We start from the raw sequence: 15,555 nt of genomic DNA, 5'->3' as shown, positions 1-15,555 counted from the left end.
TAGATACTCGCACGCACGGCCCGAGGTAGCGCAAGCCCCCTGTTACCAATGAGTAGCCATGTCCCTTTTTCCCCGCCACGTCAGGCAGTTTCCGGTATCGGCAGCGGCCGCTTCTCGATCGCGGCCGCCATGACCTCGGGGAACAGGTCGGGCGTGCAGGCGAACGCCGGTGCGCCGAGCGCCGCCAGCGCCGCGGCGTGGTCCCGGTCGTACGCCGGCGCTCCCTCGTCCGACAGCGCGAGCAGGGTGACGAACTGCACCCCGGACGCCTTCATCGCGGCGACCCGCTTGAGCATCTCGTCGCGTATGCCGCCCTCGTACAGATCGCTGATCAGCACCACCACCGTCTCGGCGGGCCGGGTGATCCGCTCCTGGCAGTACGCGAGCGCCCGGTTGATGTCCGTTCCGCCGCCGAGCTGGGTGCCGAAGAGCACGTCGACCGGGTCGTCCAGCTGGTCGGTGAGGTCCACGACCGCCGTGTCGAACACGACGAGCCGGGTGTCGATCGACCGCATCGAGGCCAGCACCGCGCCGAAGACGGACGCGTAGACCACGGACGCCGCCATCGAGCCCGACTGGTCGATGCAGAGGACGACCTCCTTCTTCACGGACCGCGCGGCCCGCCCGTATCCGATGAGCCGTTCCGGCACGATCGTGCGGTGCTCGGGCAGGTAGTGCTTGAGATTGGCCGCGATGGTGCGGTTCCAGTCGATGTCGTGGTGGCGCGGGCGGCTGACGCGCGCGCTGCGGTCGAGGGCGCCGGTGAGGGTGGCCCGGGTCCGGGCGGCGAGCCGCTTCTCCAGATCCTCGACCACCTTGCGCACCACCGCCCGTGCCGTCTCCTTGGTCGTCTCCGGCATGGCCTTGTTGAGCGAGAGCAGCGTCCCGACCAGATGCACGTCGGCCTCGACCGCCTCCAGCATCTCCGGCTCCAGCAGCAGGGACGCGAGCCCCAGCCGGTCGATGGCGTCACGTTGCATGACCTGGACGACGGAGGAGGGGAAGTAGGTGCGGATGTCGCCCAGCCAGCGGGCCACGGAGGGCGCCGAGGCGCCCAGCCCCGCCGAACGGTCCCGCCCTCCCTGCGGTTTGTCGCCCTTGCCGTACAGCGCGGCGAGCGTCCCGTCCATCGCCGCGTCCCGGCCGGACAGCGCGCATCCGGTGCCGTCGGCCTGGTCGCCGCCGAGCACCAGCCGCCAGCGCCGCAGCCGCTCCCGTGCCGGGTCGGCGGATTCCGTCAGCAGGGGTTCGCCGGTCATGCGCCCACTCCCGTCAGGCAGTCGTCGTCGGTCGTCGTGGTGCCGCCGTCCGGGGCCGGGCCGAGCAGCAGCCTCAGCACCGGCAGCACGGCGTCGGCACGCGCGGTGTCCGGCTCGGCGGCGAAGCCGGGGACGGCCGCCGTCCGGGCCGTGCGCGCGGTGTCCGCACCGGGTCCGCGGCGCACCAGTTCCCCGAGGGTTCTGCGCACGCCGGGCTCGTACGCCGAGAACGTGCGCCGCAGCAGCGGGAGTACGTCGGTGAAGGCGTCCGCGGGGACCCCGGTCAGCCAGGCGTCGACCAGACCGAGCAGCCGTTCGTCGTGGACCAGCAGCATGCCTCCCCCGCCCCCGGCGAAGCCCTCGATCCAGGCCGCCGCGTCGGCGGGCGGGGTGCCCGGGGAGAGCATCAGGCCCATCAGCCGGGCCGCCTCCCCGGGCTCCAGCCCGCCGTCGTCCAGCAGCAGCCGCGCGGCCCGCCCGCGGACGATGCCGGGCACGGTGTCCCGCGTGGCCAGGATCCGCTGCACGGCGCGCCACCGGCCGCGCAGGTCCCCGTGCCCGGCGGCCGGGTCGCCGGCCAGGGTCTCCGCGAGGAGGCCCACGGCCGTGTGCACGGCGTCCACATGGCCGCGCATCTCCCGCGCCGCGTCCGCGTCCAGGGCGGCGCAGGCCGGTGGCAGGCCGACGAAGACCCGCTCTGCCAGTCCCGCGGCGACGTCGGCCAGGGCTCCGGTGCCGGTGCCGCGCACATCGCCGTAGCGCAGGGAGCGGACCAGGGCCGGCAGGGCCTGGGCGAGGTGGCCGACGTCCGTGTCGAGGGCCGCCCGGTCGGCGAGCACCCGCATCACCACGGGCAGCGCGTCCGGCAGCCCGGCGAGCAGGCAGTGCTCGGCGAGGGCGGTGACGTCGGCGAGGGCCCGCGCGGCGAGCGCGTCCCCCTCTGCCTTCGCCGTGGCCGCGGCGAGCACGGTCGTCCCCCACACTCCCGCCTCGGCGACCCGCACCGACAGCTCCGGCTCCCAGCGCAGCCGCCAGGTCTCCCGGAAGGTGCCGGTGCTCCCCCGGGACTCGGCCGGCTCGCCCCAGCCGACGCCGAGCAGCCGCAGCCGGTGCAGCAGCCTGCCGCGGCCGGCGTCGGTGTCCTTGCGCAGGTCGAGCTCCAGCTCCCGCTCCAGCGCCTCCGGCTTCAGCCGCAGCCGGCGCTGCTCCCGGGCCAGGTCGCGCTGCAGGGGCACCGCGGGCGCCGCCTCCGGCACCTCGCCCAGCAGATCGCCGACCACCAGCCGGTCGTGCACCAGCGCCAGCGGTACGTCGGACCCGTCGCACATCACCGCGCGCACGGCGTCGGTGGTCTCGCTCAGGCCGGGCAGCGGGCGGCCGCGCATCGCCGCGAGGGTGCCGGCGAGCCGTACCGCTTCGATGACGTGCGCGGAGGACACCATCCGGTCCTCCTCGCGCAGCAGCCTGGCCACCTTGGTCAGCCAGCGCTCGACCGGCCGGTCCGGCGCCCGGAACAGATGCCCGTACCAGCCCGGCGAGTCGATCCCGGCGCCGTAGCCGCTCGACCTGCCCAGCCGGCGGTGCGTCCACGGCACCCAGGTCAGGTCTGCCCTGACCCTGGGCAGCCCCTTGAGCAGCGCCCGGTCGGCGGCGACGGTGGTCCGCTCCCGCAGCGCGGGCACGTGCCACGCGCCGCACACGACGGCGACCGCGGAGCCGGACTCCCTGCGCGCGGCCCGCACCTGGAGCCGCATATGGGCCTCCCGCACCAGGTCACGCGGTCTGCCCCCGGCGCCGTACCGCTCCCGCAGCGCGGCCATCGCCTCCTCCAGCGCGGCGAACGGCGCGAAGGGGTCCCGGGGTCCGGCGCCCCGGTGCTCGACGACGTCCTCCCACCAGCGCTCGGGATCGTCGTGGCCGGCGGCCCCGGCGAGCACCGCGAGCGGGTCGACCCGCGGATCGTGCCCCGGGCCCTCCCCGTCCCCGGCGCCGGACGGGGTCTCCGTCTCGGCGTCCCAGGCCAGCGTGTGCGCGGCCGGCAGGTCGATGAAGCGGACCGGTACGTCGTGCTCGACGGCCCAGCGGATCGCCACCCATTCGGGGCTGAACTCGGCCATGGGCCAGAACGCCGAGCGGCCGGGCTCGTCCACGGCGTGGGCGAGCAGGGCGACCGGGGGCCGCATGTCCGGGTCGGCGGCCAGCGGGATCAGCGGGTCGGCCTCGGGCGGCCCCTCGACGAGTACCGCGCCGGGCCGGGCGGCGTCCAGGGCGGCCCGCACCGCGCGCGCCGAGCCGGGCCCGTGGTGCCGCACGCCCAGCAGCAGCGGCCCGGAGCCGTACGCGCCGTCCCGGACGGAGGCGTCGCTCACGCGCTCACCTCCCGGCAGGCCCGGTAGAAGTCCTTCCAGCCGTCACGCTCGCGCACGACCGTCTCCAGGTACTCCTGCCAGATCACTCGGTCGGCCGCCGGGTCGCGGACCACGGCGCCGAGGATGCCGGCGGCGACATCGCCCGCGCGCAGCGCGCCGTCACCGAAGTGGGCCGCCAGAGCCAGGCCGTTGGTCACGACGGAGATCGCCTCGGCCGTGGACAGCGTGCCGCTCGGCGACTTCAGCTTCGTGCGGCCGTCGGCGGTCAGGCCGTCGCGCAGCTCACGGAAGACGGTCACCACCCGGCGGATCTCGTCGATGCCGTCGGGCGCCGCGGGCAGGTCGAGAGAGCGGCCGATCTGCTCCACGCGCCGGGTGACGATGTCGACCTCGGCGTCGGCGCTCTCCGGCAGCGGCAGCACCACGGTGTTGAAGCGGCGGCGCAGGGCGCTCGAGAGGTCGTTGACACCGCGGTCGCGGTCGTTGGCGGTGGCGATGAGGTTGAAGCCGCGGACCGCCTGGACCTCCTGGCCCAGCTCCGGGATCGGCAGCGTCTTCTCGGAAAGGATGGTGATCAGGGTGTCCTGGACGTCGGCCGGGATACGGGTCAGCTCCTCCACCCGGGCCGTCATGCCCTCGGCCATGGCCCGCATGACGGGGCTGGGCACGAGGGCGTCCCGGCTGGGGCCGTGGGCGAGGAGCCGCGCGTAGTTCCAGCCGTAGCGGATCGCCTCCTCGGGCGTGCCCGCCGTGCCCTGCACCAGGAGGGTCGAGTCGCCGCTCACGGCCGCCGCCAGATGTTCCGACACCCAGGTCTTGGCCGTGCCGGGCACGCCGAGCAGGAGCAGGGCGCGGTCGGTGGCGAGGGTGGTGACGGCGACCTCGACGATGCGCCGCGGACCCACGTACTTCGGTGTGATGACCGTGCCGTCCGGCAGGGTGCCGCCGAGCAGGTAGGTCGCCACCGCCCACGGCGACAGTTTCCAGCGGGCCGGGCGCGGGCGGTCGTCCTGCGCGGCGAGCGCGGCGAGTTCGGCGGCGAAGGCGTGCTCGGCGTGCGGTCGCAACGCCTGCGCGTCCTGGTCCCCGCTCGCGTCGACGGACTTCGGTTCCACGGACACAGACATGGCTGACGCCCCCTCCAGCTCGGCCGGTTCGGATCTGGCACCCACCGTGCACCACACCACTGACAATCGCGCTGACCTGCGCGAACGTGCCCGCGAGGCCGATTGTCAGTGGTGGGACCTACCGTCGTTTCCATGACTGAGCAGGGGGTGCGCTGGACCGCGGACCAGGTGCTGGCTCTGGCGCCTGACGCCGCGTCACGCAAGGCGGGAAGCAGGCTCGGCACGGCCGGGCCGTGGTCCGGTGCGGGGAGCGGAGAGGGGACGGTGTGGGGGCTGTGCAAGGGCAGCGGCAGCAGGCCGTACCAGACGGTGGTGGACCTCGCGGACGTCACCGGCCCCGGATACAGGTGCAGTTGTCCGAGCCGTAAGTTCCCGTGCAAGCACGCCCTCGGACTGCTCCTGCTGTGGGCGGAGGGGGACGGCTCGGTGCCGGTGGCGGCCGAGCCGCCGGACTGGGCCGGGCAGTGGCTCTCGGCCCGGCGCGAGCGCGCGGAGAGCAGGCGCGCCGGGGGCGACGGCAGCGCCGCGCCCGGGGCAGCCGGTGCCGAGGCGGCGCGGCGGCGGGCGGAGCGCCGCGCGGAGCGGGTCACGGCGGGCGCGACGGAGCTGGAGCAGCGCCTGGCGGACCTGCTGCGCGCCGGTCTGGCCGCGGCCGAACAGGCGGGGTACGGCCTGTGGGACGAGACGGCGGCCCGCATGGTCGACGCGCAGACTCCGGGACTCGCGGCGCGCGTACGGGAGTTGGGCGCGATACCGGCGTCCGGTCCGGGCTGGCCGGCGCGGCTGCTGGAGGAGATCGCCCTTCTGCACCTCCTCGACCAGGGCTGGCTGCGCCGCGACCGGCTCCCCGACGGCCTCGCGGCCACGGTCCGCTCCCGGCTCGGCCTGCCCGCAGTGCCGGACGGCCCGCCGCTGCGCGACCGCTGGCTGGTCCTCGCCCAGCACGACACGTCCGACGCGAAACTGACGACGCGCCGGATATGGCTGCACGGCGCCGATTCGGGCCTGACCCGGCTGCTCCTCTCCTACGGCGCGGCCGGCCGGGCACCGGAGCTGTCGCTGCCGGTCGGTCTCGCGCTGGACGCGGACCTGTCCGTGTTCCCCGGCACCGGTCGGGTACGGGCAGCCCTGGGCGAGCAGTACGCCCCGCCCGCGCCCGCCGCGCTGCGCCCGCCCGGCGGGACCACCACCGAGGCCGCGGCGCGCTACGGCGAGGCCCTGCGCGGGGACCCCTGGCTGGACTCCGTCCCGGTCACGCTGGACCGGGTCGTACCCGCCCAGGACGCGGAGGCTGGCGGTGCCTGGCAACTGGCCGACGCGGAGGCGGACTCGGCGCTGCCGCTCACCGAGGCGTTCCGTTCCCGCCCGGGCCTGTGGCGCCTGGTCGCCCTGTCCGGCGGCTCCCCCGTGCGGGTCTTCGGCGAGTGCGGCCACCGCGGCTTCACCCCGCTGACGGCGTGGCCGGAGGGCCCGGGCGACCCGGTGATGCTGTGCTGACCGGACCCGGCCGCCGGCGGAGGAACGGGCCAGCGCCCTCAGCGATGGAAGGGGAAGGGAACGTCATGGACGGAACACCGGACACGCGGAACGGCGAGGCCCCCTGGGAGGAACTGGTCACCAACGCCCTGCTCGGCACCGACCGGCGCCCCCCGGCGGCAGCCGCCGGTCGGGAGGCCCCCATGGCTCTCCTGGACGCCGCCGCCGCGGCGACCGTGCGGCGGCGGGCGGGCCTGCGGCCCGGACGGGCCGCGCGGCGGCCGGATCCCGCCCCGGAGGACCCGCGTCCGGCGCTGCCCGCGGCCGCGGCCCGCAGGCTCGCCACGCTGCTGGCCGACCGCTCAGGAGGCGCGGGCGTCGGCCGGCGGGGCAGCTCGCCGGACCTCATGGAACTGCTCCCGCAGTGGCTGGCGACGGCGGGCGCCCACGGCTACGCGGCCCCCGCCCAGGTGCTGCCCGCGCTGCTGGACGCCGCCCGGGGCCGTACCGACCTGCGGCCGGCGGCGCTGGCGTTCGCCGGGCCGCGGGCGCTGTGGCTGGCCCGGCTCAATCCCGACTGGCGGTTCGCCCTGCGCGCGGCGCCGGGCGGTGGGACGGCGCTGCCCGACGCCGGGGACGGCGAGGCGGTACGACGGCTGTGGCAGGAGGGGCTGTTCGCCGAGCGGGTCGCGCTGCTGGGCGCGCTGCGGGCCGGTACGCCCGCCGTCGCACGGGAACTGCTGGAGGGGACCTGGGCGACGGAGCGGGCGGAGGACCGTCTGATGTTCCTCGACTCGCTGCGCGCGGGCCTGTCGGCCGATGACGAGCCTTTCCTCGAACAGGCGTTGGGCGACCGCAGCCGCAACGTCCGGGCGACGGCGGCCGAACTGCTGTCGTCACTGCCCGGTTCGGCGCTCGCCGGGCGCATGGCGGCGCGCGCCACGGCATGTGTGGCCGTGGACCGCACGGCGGCCTCGCCCACGCTCGTCGTGGAGGCGCCGCCCGAGTGCGATCCGGGCATGGAGCGGGACGGCGTGGCGGCCAAGCCCCCCACCGGCAGAGGGGAACGGTCGTGGTGGCTGGCGCAGCTGGTGGAGGCGGCACCGCTGGGGACCTGGCCGAGACGGCTCGGCGACCGCACCCCGGAGCAGATCGTGGCGCTGCCGGTGGCCGACGGCTGGCAGGGCGAGCTGCACGCCGCGTGGTGCCGGGCGGCGGTGCGGCAGCGGGACGCCGAGTGGTCGAGGGTATTGCTCGGCTCGCCGTCGGCGCCCGAGGCCGGCGGGCCCGGGGCGGTGTCCCTGGCGGAGCGGGCGAAGCTGCTGGCCGCGCTCGACGCCGGTGAACGGGCCGAGTGGGTGGCGGGTTTCATCGCGACGCACGGACTGTCGGAGGCGTTCCAGCTGCTCGGGGTGTGCGCGGTCCCCTGGGCCGCCCCGCTCGGCCGGGCCGTGGTGGACGCCCTCGACATCGCACGGGACGCGGGCAGTTACCCCTGGAGTTTCAGCGGGGTGATGGGGCTGGCCGAGCGGTGCCTGGACCCGGCGGAGGCCACCCGCCTCGACGGCCTGCTGGCGATGCCCGACGAGCGGGAGGACGCCTCACCGGGCGCCGGGGGGTACTGGGCGGAGGCGTTCCAGCGGCTCGTCACCACCCTGCGGCTGCGGGCGGCGATGGCCGCGGAACTGGCACCGGACGAAACCCCCGGCCCCTCGGGGGTCTGAGACAAGGAGCCGTTCATGTGCGAAAGGCCGCGGAGACGGCGCCCCCGAACCCTGCGGCACCCGCGTCCGCGGCGGCTCGGGCTCAGGAAGCGGCCGGCTGTCGCACGTTCTCCCGTACCCACTCCACGATCGCCCCGGTGGTCGCTCCCGGCGTGAAGATCCCCGCGACGCCCTTCTCCTTCAGCGGCGCGATGTCCTCCTCCGGGATGATGCCGCCGCCGAAGACGATGATGTCCTCGGCGTCGCGCTCCCTGAGGAGGTCGATGACGGCGGCGAAGAGGGTGTTGTGGGCGCCCGAGAGGATCGACAGGCCGATCGCGTCGGCGTCCTCCTGGATCGCGGTGTCGACGATCTGCTCCGGCGTCTGGTGGAGTCCGGTGTAGATGACCTCCATGCCGGCGTCGCGCAGCGCACGCGCGATGACCTTGGCCCCGCGATCGTGGCCGTCGAGCCCCGGCTTGGCCACAACCACGCGGATCGGACCGGCTGCCACACCCATCACTGCCTCCATCAGACGACCCCGGAAGCGATCGCTTCCGTCCGTAAACGACAAGTACCGCACTTTTGGCGCGTTCCGCCACCCGTCGCGAAGTGAACGAACGTTATCTCCAGCATCCCGCAGCCGGCAGTTTTACGGCACGCGGGGAGGGGGAAATCACATGGTGGGACATGAGGGTACGCGGGGGACGGAGCCGCCCCCCACGTGCCGACTGGAGGTCGGCCAATGAAGGTCACCGGGGTACTGCCGCTCGTCCTCCCGCTCTACCGGCGCCTGTGGCCCGGCAGACTGGTCGATCTCTCTATCACCCTGCTCAAGGCGACAGCGCTGGAAGCGGCGATCCTGGCCGGGCATCTGCTGCTGTACCCGACCGGCCTCACCCAGGAGCGTCGCGGCCCCGCGCCCTCGCAGGGCCAGGACGGCACCACCCGGCTGCCGGACCGGCCCGGCCCCCCGGTCGTGTTGCTGCACGGCTTCATCGACAACCGCTCGGTCTTCGTCCTGCTGCGCCGCAGCCTCGCGCGCAGCGGCAGGCTGCGCGTGGAGTCACTCAACTACTCTCCGTTGACCTGCGACATACGCATCGCCGCCGAACTGCTGGGCCGGCATGTCGAGGAGATCTGCGAGCGCACCGGCAGCACCCAGGTGGACATCGTGGGCCACAGCCTCGGCGGCCTCATCGCTCGCTACTACACACAGTGCCTGGGCGGTGACATCAGGGTACGCACCCTCGTCACCCTCGGCACCCCGCACTCCGGAACCCGGGCGGTACCCCTGGCGAGCGCGCACCCGATCGTGCGGCAGATGCGGCCCGGCTCCGAGGTGATCGAGGAACTGACCAGGCCGGCGCCCGGCTGCCGTACGCGGTTCGTCAGCTTCTGGAGCGACCTGGACTCCGTGATGGACCCCCTGGAATCGGCCTGTATCGACCACCCCGACCTGGAGGTGCGCAACGTCCGGGTGACGGGCATCGGGCATCTCGCCCTGCCGGTGCACCCCGCCGTGGCGTCCGGGATACGCGAGGCCCTCGAGGAGACGCCCGCCGAAAGCCCGGTCGCCGGCGGTGTGACGGTGGCGTGAGGGAGGCCCCCGGAGGGGTGAGCGGGGGCCGCGCACGGGCGTGACACAGCCGGTCCACAGGTGACAGAGCGTCATCCAGCATCGAACGTTTCTCGAACACAAAGCCAAACTCGCGTTCACAGTCCCCCGAATCACGGCCGAATGCCCGTTTCCGGCCCACCCGAAACCGGCCGACGATTGTCGCGCCCGCGTACCGCCGGGTACAGTCGCCGCACTGCTCTGGCAGCCACCGTTGTCGAGGCGAAAGAGAAGTTGGTGAACGACCGTCACCCGTCGGGGACCATGACCACCCCGACCCCGGCTTCCGACGCCTCCACAGGGCACTACGCGTACGGAACGCAGGAAGCCCAGTACGACGACCTCACCACGTACGGCGGCTACGACGCCACCGGTTTCGCGGCCGGCAACGGCGGTACCGGCGCCTTCGCGGCCGACCCGCTCTTCGGCAGCCTCCCGGGCGACGAGCAGCACACGGGCGCCTACGACAGCACGCAGTGGCAGACCGGTACGGGCCAGTTCACGCAGTACGACCCGTATGCGGCCCAGCACCACACGGCCTACGAGACGGGCGCGTACGACACCACCGCCTGGACGATCCCGGGGCAGGCCACGGGCAACGACGTCAGCGGCCAGTGGGACGCGAACACCTGGCTGCAGCACGACCAGTCCGCCGGCGCCGACCCCACCCAGCAGTGGCAGTGGGGCACCCAGACCTATGACACCGGCGTGTACGACGCCACCCAGTGGAACTCCGACGGCACACCCGTGCAGCACGACCGGCTCGCAGCTCCGCACGATCAGTTCAGGGCACCGCACGACCAGCTTGCCGAGCCGTTCGACCAGGTCGCCGAGACGGGCGAGTTCGGCGAGTACGCCGAGGGTGTCGATTACACCGAGGCCGGCGAGTACGCGGACACCGGGGAGTACACCGGCGCCGCCGAGTTCGGTGAATACGCCGAGGCCGGCGAGTTCGGGGAAGCGGCCGCCGGGGACGGCGAGCCGGGCGACACGGGCGAGCTGCCCGCCGTACCGGTGCTGCTCGACGACCAGGAGGAGTCCGCTCCGGTCCCGGCCCCCCGGGCGGCCTCCCGCGGCGCGGGGCGTTCCCGTCGCCGCACTCCTCCCAAGCGCTCCGCGCTGCTGACCATCGCCGTCCCCTCGGCCTGTGTGATGGGGGTCGCCGGCATCGCCGCCGCCTCCGTCGGCGGCCTGACCGACGACGGCAAGGAAACCTCCGCCACCGCCTCGGACGCGCAGTCGGTGAAGCCGTCCGTCGCCAACAGCAAGCTGGACACCCAGCTCCGGACGCTCTCCGCCGGCGCGGACGACTTCGCCGACCGGGCCAGCCGTACGCAGGAACGCATCGACCTCAAGAACCAGCAGGAACTGCAGAAGAAGAAGGCCGCCGCCGAGGCCGCGCTCAAGGAGCGGCTGCGGCCCAAGTTCGCGATCCCGGTCACCCAGAAGGGGCTCAGCGCCTACTTCGGCCAGGCCGGTGTGAACTGGATGTCCGTGCACACGGGCATCGACTTCCCGGTCTCGTACGGCACGACGGTGATGGCCGCGACCGACGGCGTCGTCTCCACCAAGTGGAACAGCGCCTACGGCAACATGATGATCGTGACGGCGAAGGACGGCACGGAGACCTGGTACTGCCACCTCTCCAGCTACCGCGTCGCCTCCGGTACGGCCGTCAAGGCCGGCCAGCCGGTCGCCTACTCCGGCAACTCCGGCAACTCCACCGGCCCGCACCTGCACTTCGAGGTCCGGCCGGCCGGCGGGGCGGCCATAGACCCGCTGCCGTGGCTGCGGAGCCACGGACTTGACCCGAGCTGAGCCTCGGAGAGACGTCCGGGCCGAGCCTCGGAGAGACGGACGAATGACGTGAGCCCCGCCGACCGGCGGGGCTCCTGTCGTCCGGCGCTGCCCGACGGGTCGTCTAGAGCTTCTCGACGGGCGCGTACCGCAGCAGCAGCCGCTTCGGCTTGGTGTCCCCGAAGTCGATCGTCGCCTCGGCGTTGCCACCGGTGCCCTTGACCCCGACGACCGTGCCCAGACCGAACTGGTCGTGCGTGACCCGGTCCCCGACGGCCAGGGCGACCACCGGCTTCTCGGCCGACCGCCGGGTGGCGAACCCGGACGCGCCCGACGCCGAGGAGCGGGAACGGGAGGAGGACAGCGACGCGGCGACCCCGGCGGCAGGACCGGAGGACACCGGTGAGGCCCCTCCGGTCCGCTTCCACTCCATGTGGGCGGCCGGAATCTCCTCCAGGAAGCGGGAGGGCGGGTTGTACGACGGCTGGCCCCAGGCGCTGCGCACTGCCGACCGGGTGAGGTACAGCCGCTCCCGCGCGCGGGTGATGCCCACGTACGCCAGGCGCCGTTCCTCCTCCAGTTCCTTGGTCTGGCCGAGGGCGCGCATGTGCGGGAAGACGCCGTCCTCCATGCCGGTCAGGAAGACGACCGGGAACTCCAGGCCCTTGGCGGTGTGCAGGGTCATCAGGGTGATGACGCCGTCGCCGTCCTCCTCGTCCGGGATCTGGTCCGAGTCGGCGACCAGCGCGACCCGCTCCAGGAAGTCGGCGAGCGTGCCCGTCTCTCCCTCGGCGTGCTCCTGCTCGAACTCCAGGGCCACCGCCGCGAGTTCCTGGAGGTTCTCGATACGGGTCTCGTCCTGCGGGTCGGTGGAGCTCTGCAACTCGGCCAGGTAGCCGGTGCGTTCGAGTATGGCCTCCAGCACGGTCGCCGGTCCGGCGCCGGACTCCACGACGGTCCGCAGGTCCTCCATCAGCGTGTTGAACCGCTTGACCGCGTTGGTGGAGCGCGCGGCCATGCCGTAGGCCTCGTCCACCCGCTTGAGCGCCTGCGGGAAGCTGATCTTCTCGCGCTGGGAGAGGGCGTCGATCATCGCCTCGGCCCGCTCGCCGATGCCGCGCTTGGGCACGTTGAGGATGCGGCGCAGCGGCACCGAGTCCTCGGGGTTGGCGAGGACACGCAGGTAGGCGAGGACGTCCCGGACCTCCTTGCGCTCGTAGAAGCGGACGCCGCCGACGACCTTGTAGGGCAGGCCGACGCGGATGAAGACCTCTTCGAAGACACGGGACTGGGCGTTGGTGCGGTAGAAGACGGCGACGTCCCCGGCCTTCGCCTCGCCCGCGTCGGTGAGGCGGTCTATCTCGTCGGCGACGAACTGGGCCTCGTCGTGCTCGGTGTCGGCGACGTAGCCGGTGATCCGCGCGCCCTGGCCGGCGTTGGTCCACAGGTTCTTCGGGCGGCGGGACTCGTTGCGCTCGATGACCGCGTTGGCGGCGGACAGGATGGTCTGCGTGGAGCGGTAGTTCTGCTCCAGCAGGATCGTCGTCGCGTCCGGGTAGTCCTCCTCGAACTGGAGGATGTTGCGGATCGTCGCACCCCGGAAGGCGTAGATCGACTGGTCCGCGTCGCCCACCACGCAGAGTTCGGCGGGCGGCAGGTCGAACTCGCCGGGCGGTACGTCCTCGTCGTGCTGCCCGGTGCCCACCAGCTCCCGTACGAGGGCGTACTGGGCGTGGTTGGTGTCCTGGTACTCGTCGACCATGACGTGCCGGAAGCGGCGGCGGTAGTGCTCGGCGACGTCCGGGAAGGCGCGCAGCAGGTTGACCGTCGTCATGATCAGGTCGTCGAAGTCCAGCGCGTTGGCCTCGCGCAGCCGTGACTGGTAGAGCGCGTAGGCCTGGGCGAGGGTCTTCTCGAAGCCGTCGGTGGCCTGGGCGGCGAAGTCCTCCTCGTCGATCAGCTCGTTCTTCAGGTTGCTGATCTTGGCGCTGAAGGACTTCGGCGGGTAGCGCTTGGGGTCGAGGTCGAGGTCGCGGCAGACCAGGGCCATCAGGCGCTTGGAGTCGGCGGCGTCGTAGATCGAGAAGGACGATGTGAAGCCGAGCCTCTTCGACTCGCGCCGCAGGATGCGCACGCACGCGCTGTGGAAGGTCATCACCCACATCGCGCCGGCGCGCGGGCCGACGAGCTGCTCGACCCGCTCCTTCATCTCGCCGGCGGCCTTGTTGGTGAAGGTGATCGCGAGGATCTGGCCCGGGTGCACGTTCCGCGCGGCGAGCAGATGCGCGATGCGGTGGGTGAGCACACGGGTCTTGCCGGAGCCCGCGCCGGCCACGATGAGCAGCGGCGAGCCGGCGTGTACGACCGCGGCGCGCTGGTTGTCGTTCAGCCCCCGCAGCAGCGCGTCCGGGTCGATCACGGGACGCGGGGCGCCGTCGCGGTAGTGGGTGTCCCGGTCCGGCGGCACGTCGAACTTCCCGCCGAACAGATCGTCCGGAAGGGGCTCCGGAGCGTGATCGTCCTCGGGCGGCGGCGGGGGCTCCTCCGCGTGCCCGCGAGGGGCCTGGAGGTCCGCCAGGAAGCTGTCGTCAAAGAGGCTGCTCATCGCTCTACGAGTCTAGGGGGCCGCACCGACAACCGGTCCCGGCACCGGAAAGTCGGAGCCCGTGAGGTCCGCGACAGCACGCCGTGCCGGCGCGTCGGCCATCGCGCGAAGGGGGCTGCCGAACTCCTCACACAGCGAAAGCGCCTTGTCACGCGCGTATGAAACCGGCCCCGGGTCACGGAAATGTATCGGACATATGGCACAGCAACCTTCACAGGAGTCACACGAGTTGGCTAGGTTGCCGTCAGGCCGCACGACCCCCACCGGCGAACCTCGCCGGGCCGCGCGGCCTCCGCCGAGTCCGGTGCCCCCCCTTCGCGGCGGCCGGAGCCGGGGACCCACCGATCCTGGGGTGAATCGGCCGACTCCCGCCCGGGACGACGCCGTAGGGCAACCCTTCCGAACCACCCGCCCGAACCCGACAGCTAACCCGGTAGGCGGCACGTTGGAAGGAGTCGCCACCCTTGGCGTCGCACCGCAAGCCGGGTCCCCCGGGAACCCGCGGGACGGGCATCCGCACCCCCGTCCTGGCCACCGCCGCCCTCACCTCCGTGGCCGTCCTGTCCCAGACGGCCGGGGCCGCTTCGGCCTCCGCCTCCTCCACGGGCGACGGCAGGCCGAGTGTGGAGGAGATCGAGAAGAAGATCGACGAGCTGTACCGCAGGGCGGACCCGGAGGAGGAACCCGCGGCCGTGCAGCGGGCTCGCGCCGAGGCTCCACGCGGGGAGACCGTCCGGCGGCCGGGCCTGTTCACGAAGGCCCGCGAGGGGCTGGCTCCGTTCGCCGCGGCTCCCGAGGCGGCCGGCTCGCTGCTCGCGGAGTACCCGGAGGACCATTTCGCCCAGAGCCGGCTGATGAACCGGCTGGCCTCCCGGGTGAAGGGCGCGGCCGAGCGCGGGAAGGCCCCCAGGGCCCCCGAGGCGCCGGTCACCGCGCCGTACGACGTGAAGGCGGCCAAGGCGGCCGTCCAGCACAAGCTCGCCACCGCGCGCGAGTTGCTGTCCCGGCGGACGGCTCCGGTCCCGGAACCGGCTCCAGCTCCTCCTGCGGTCCCGGCTCCGGCTCCTCCTGCGGTCCCGGCTCCGGACCCCGCTCTCGGCTCGATCCCCGCTCCGGATCCGGCTCTCACCTCGGTCCTGGCTCCGCCTTCGGTCCCGGTCCGTGCCCCGGAGCGGCCGCGGTCCGCGGCGCGGCCGGTGAGCGTGCCGGCCGTCACCCCGCCGGCCCCCGTCACCAAGGCCGAGAAGGCGATCGCCTTCGCCCGCGCCCAGATCGGCAAGCCGTACGTCTCAGGTGCCAGCGGGCCCGGCTCCTACGACTGCTCGGGCCTCACCCAGGCCGCATGGAAGGCCGCCGGCGTGACCCTGCCGCGTGCCGCGCGTGACCAGGCCGCCATGGGCACCGCCGTCCCGCTCGCCGACGCGCGCCCCGGTGATCTGGTCTTCTTCCACAACGACAACAGCCATGTGGGTCTGTGCACGGGCGACGGAACGATGATCCACGCCCCGCGCCCCGGTGCGTACGTGCGCGAGGAGCCGGTCCACCTTGCGGGCGAGTCGGTCGTCCACCGGGTGGTGCGTCCGGCCTGACGGTGCTCTTTT

General features: G+C 73.5%; 10 protein-coding genes and 1 riboswitch. Of the genes, 5 read left to right on the top strand and 5 right to left on the bottom strand.

The window, feature by feature from the left end; translation table 11 throughout:
- Positions 1 to 80: 80 nt before the first annotated feature.
- From ACZ6B1_RS09770 to ACZ6B1_RS09760, 3 genes are read right to left on the bottom strand one after another with little or no spacing between them, the layout of a single operon-like run.
- Positions 81 to 1,259 carry a VWA domain-containing protein gene (locus ACZ6B1_RS09770; protein ID WP_468776531.1) on the bottom strand — a complete coding sequence of 393 codons (1,179 nt, stop codon included), beginning with the start codon at positions 1,257 to 1,259 and terminating at the stop codon, positions 81 to 83.
- The gene (locus tag ACZ6B1_RS09765) at positions 1,256 to 3,628 is read right to left on the bottom strand and encodes a DUF5682 family protein (protein WP_468776530.1); all 2,373 of its coding nucleotides are present in this window, start codon (positions 3,626 to 3,628) and stop codon (positions 1,256 to 1,258) included. Before ACZ6B1_RS09765 ends, ACZ6B1_RS09770 begins: the two co-directional genes overlap by 4 nt.
- A complete protein-coding gene (locus tag ACZ6B1_RS09760; protein ID WP_468776528.1) occupies positions 3,625 to 4,755 on the bottom strand; it encodes an ATP-binding protein in 1,131 nt (376 codons plus the stop codon). Before ACZ6B1_RS09760 ends, ACZ6B1_RS09765 begins: the two co-directional genes overlap by 4 nt.
- Positions 4,756 to 4,887: 132 nt before the next feature.
- Here ACZ6B1_RS09760 and ACZ6B1_RS09755 point away from each other — a divergent pair, with 132 nt between their 5' ends.
- On the top strand, positions 4,888 to 6,252 hold the full coding sequence (locus ACZ6B1_RS09755; protein ID WP_468776526.1) for an SWIM zinc finger family protein: 1,365 nt from the start codon (positions 4,888 to 4,890) through the stop codon (positions 6,250 to 6,252).
- 65 nt (positions 6,253 to 6,317) lie between these two features.
- Positions 6,318 to 7,955, top strand: a complete 1,638-nt coding sequence (locus tag ACZ6B1_RS09750; protein WP_468776525.1) for a DUF5691 domain-containing protein — start codon at positions 6,318 to 6,320, stop codon at positions 7,953 to 7,955.
- A gap of 82 nt (positions 7,956 to 8,037) precedes the next feature.
- On the opposite strand, the gene ACZ6B1_RS09745 is transcribed toward ACZ6B1_RS09750, so the two are convergent.
- Positions 8,038 to 8,454, bottom strand: a complete 417-nt coding sequence (locus ACZ6B1_RS09745; protein WP_468776523.1) for a cobalamin B12-binding domain-containing protein — start codon at positions 8,452 to 8,454, stop codon at positions 8,038 to 8,040.
- Between the two features lie 225 nt (positions 8,455 to 8,679).
- Between ACZ6B1_RS09745 and ACZ6B1_RS09740 the strand changes: the two genes are divergently transcribed.
- Both ACZ6B1_RS09740 and ACZ6B1_RS09735 read left to right on the top strand, forming a co-directional pair.
- On the top strand, positions 8,680 to 9,534 hold the full coding sequence (locus ACZ6B1_RS09740; RefSeq protein ID WP_468776521.1) for an esterase/lipase family protein: 855 nt from the start codon (positions 8,680 to 8,682) through the stop codon (positions 9,532 to 9,534).
- 255 nt (positions 9,535 to 9,789) lie between these two features.
- The gene (locus ACZ6B1_RS09735; protein ID WP_468776519.1) at positions 9,790 to 11,370 is read left to right on the top strand and encodes a M23 family metallopeptidase; all 1,581 of its coding nucleotides are present in this window, start codon (positions 9,790 to 9,792) and stop codon (positions 11,368 to 11,370) included.
- 103 nt (positions 11,371 to 11,473) lie between these two features.
- Here the strand turns inward: ACZ6B1_RS09735 and pcrA are convergent, their stop codons facing one another.
- Positions 11,474 to 13,954, bottom strand: a complete 2,481-nt coding sequence (gene pcrA, locus ACZ6B1_RS09730; RefSeq protein ID WP_468776518.1) for a DNA helicase PcrA — start codon at positions 13,952 to 13,954, stop codon at positions 11,474 to 11,476.
- 283 nt (positions 13,955 to 14,237) lie between these two features.
- Positions 14,238 to 14,410: riboswitch (cyclic di-AMP (ydaO/yuaA leader) on the top strand.
- An 8-nt stretch (positions 14,411 to 14,418) separates the two neighbouring features.
- Here pcrA and ACZ6B1_RS09725 point away from each other — a divergent pair.
- Positions 14,419 to 15,543, top strand: coding sequence for a C40 family peptidase (locus ACZ6B1_RS09725; protein WP_468776516.1), 1,125 nt, complete (start codon positions 14,419 to 14,421; stop codon positions 15,541 to 15,543).
- Positions 15,544 to 15,555 lie beyond the last annotated feature (12 nt).

The sequence above is a fragment of the Streptomyces sp. NPDC041129 genome (assembly GCF_055592265.1).
Note: the sequence above shows the minus strand (reverse complement) of the source record. Positions and strands in the feature narration are given on the sequence as shown.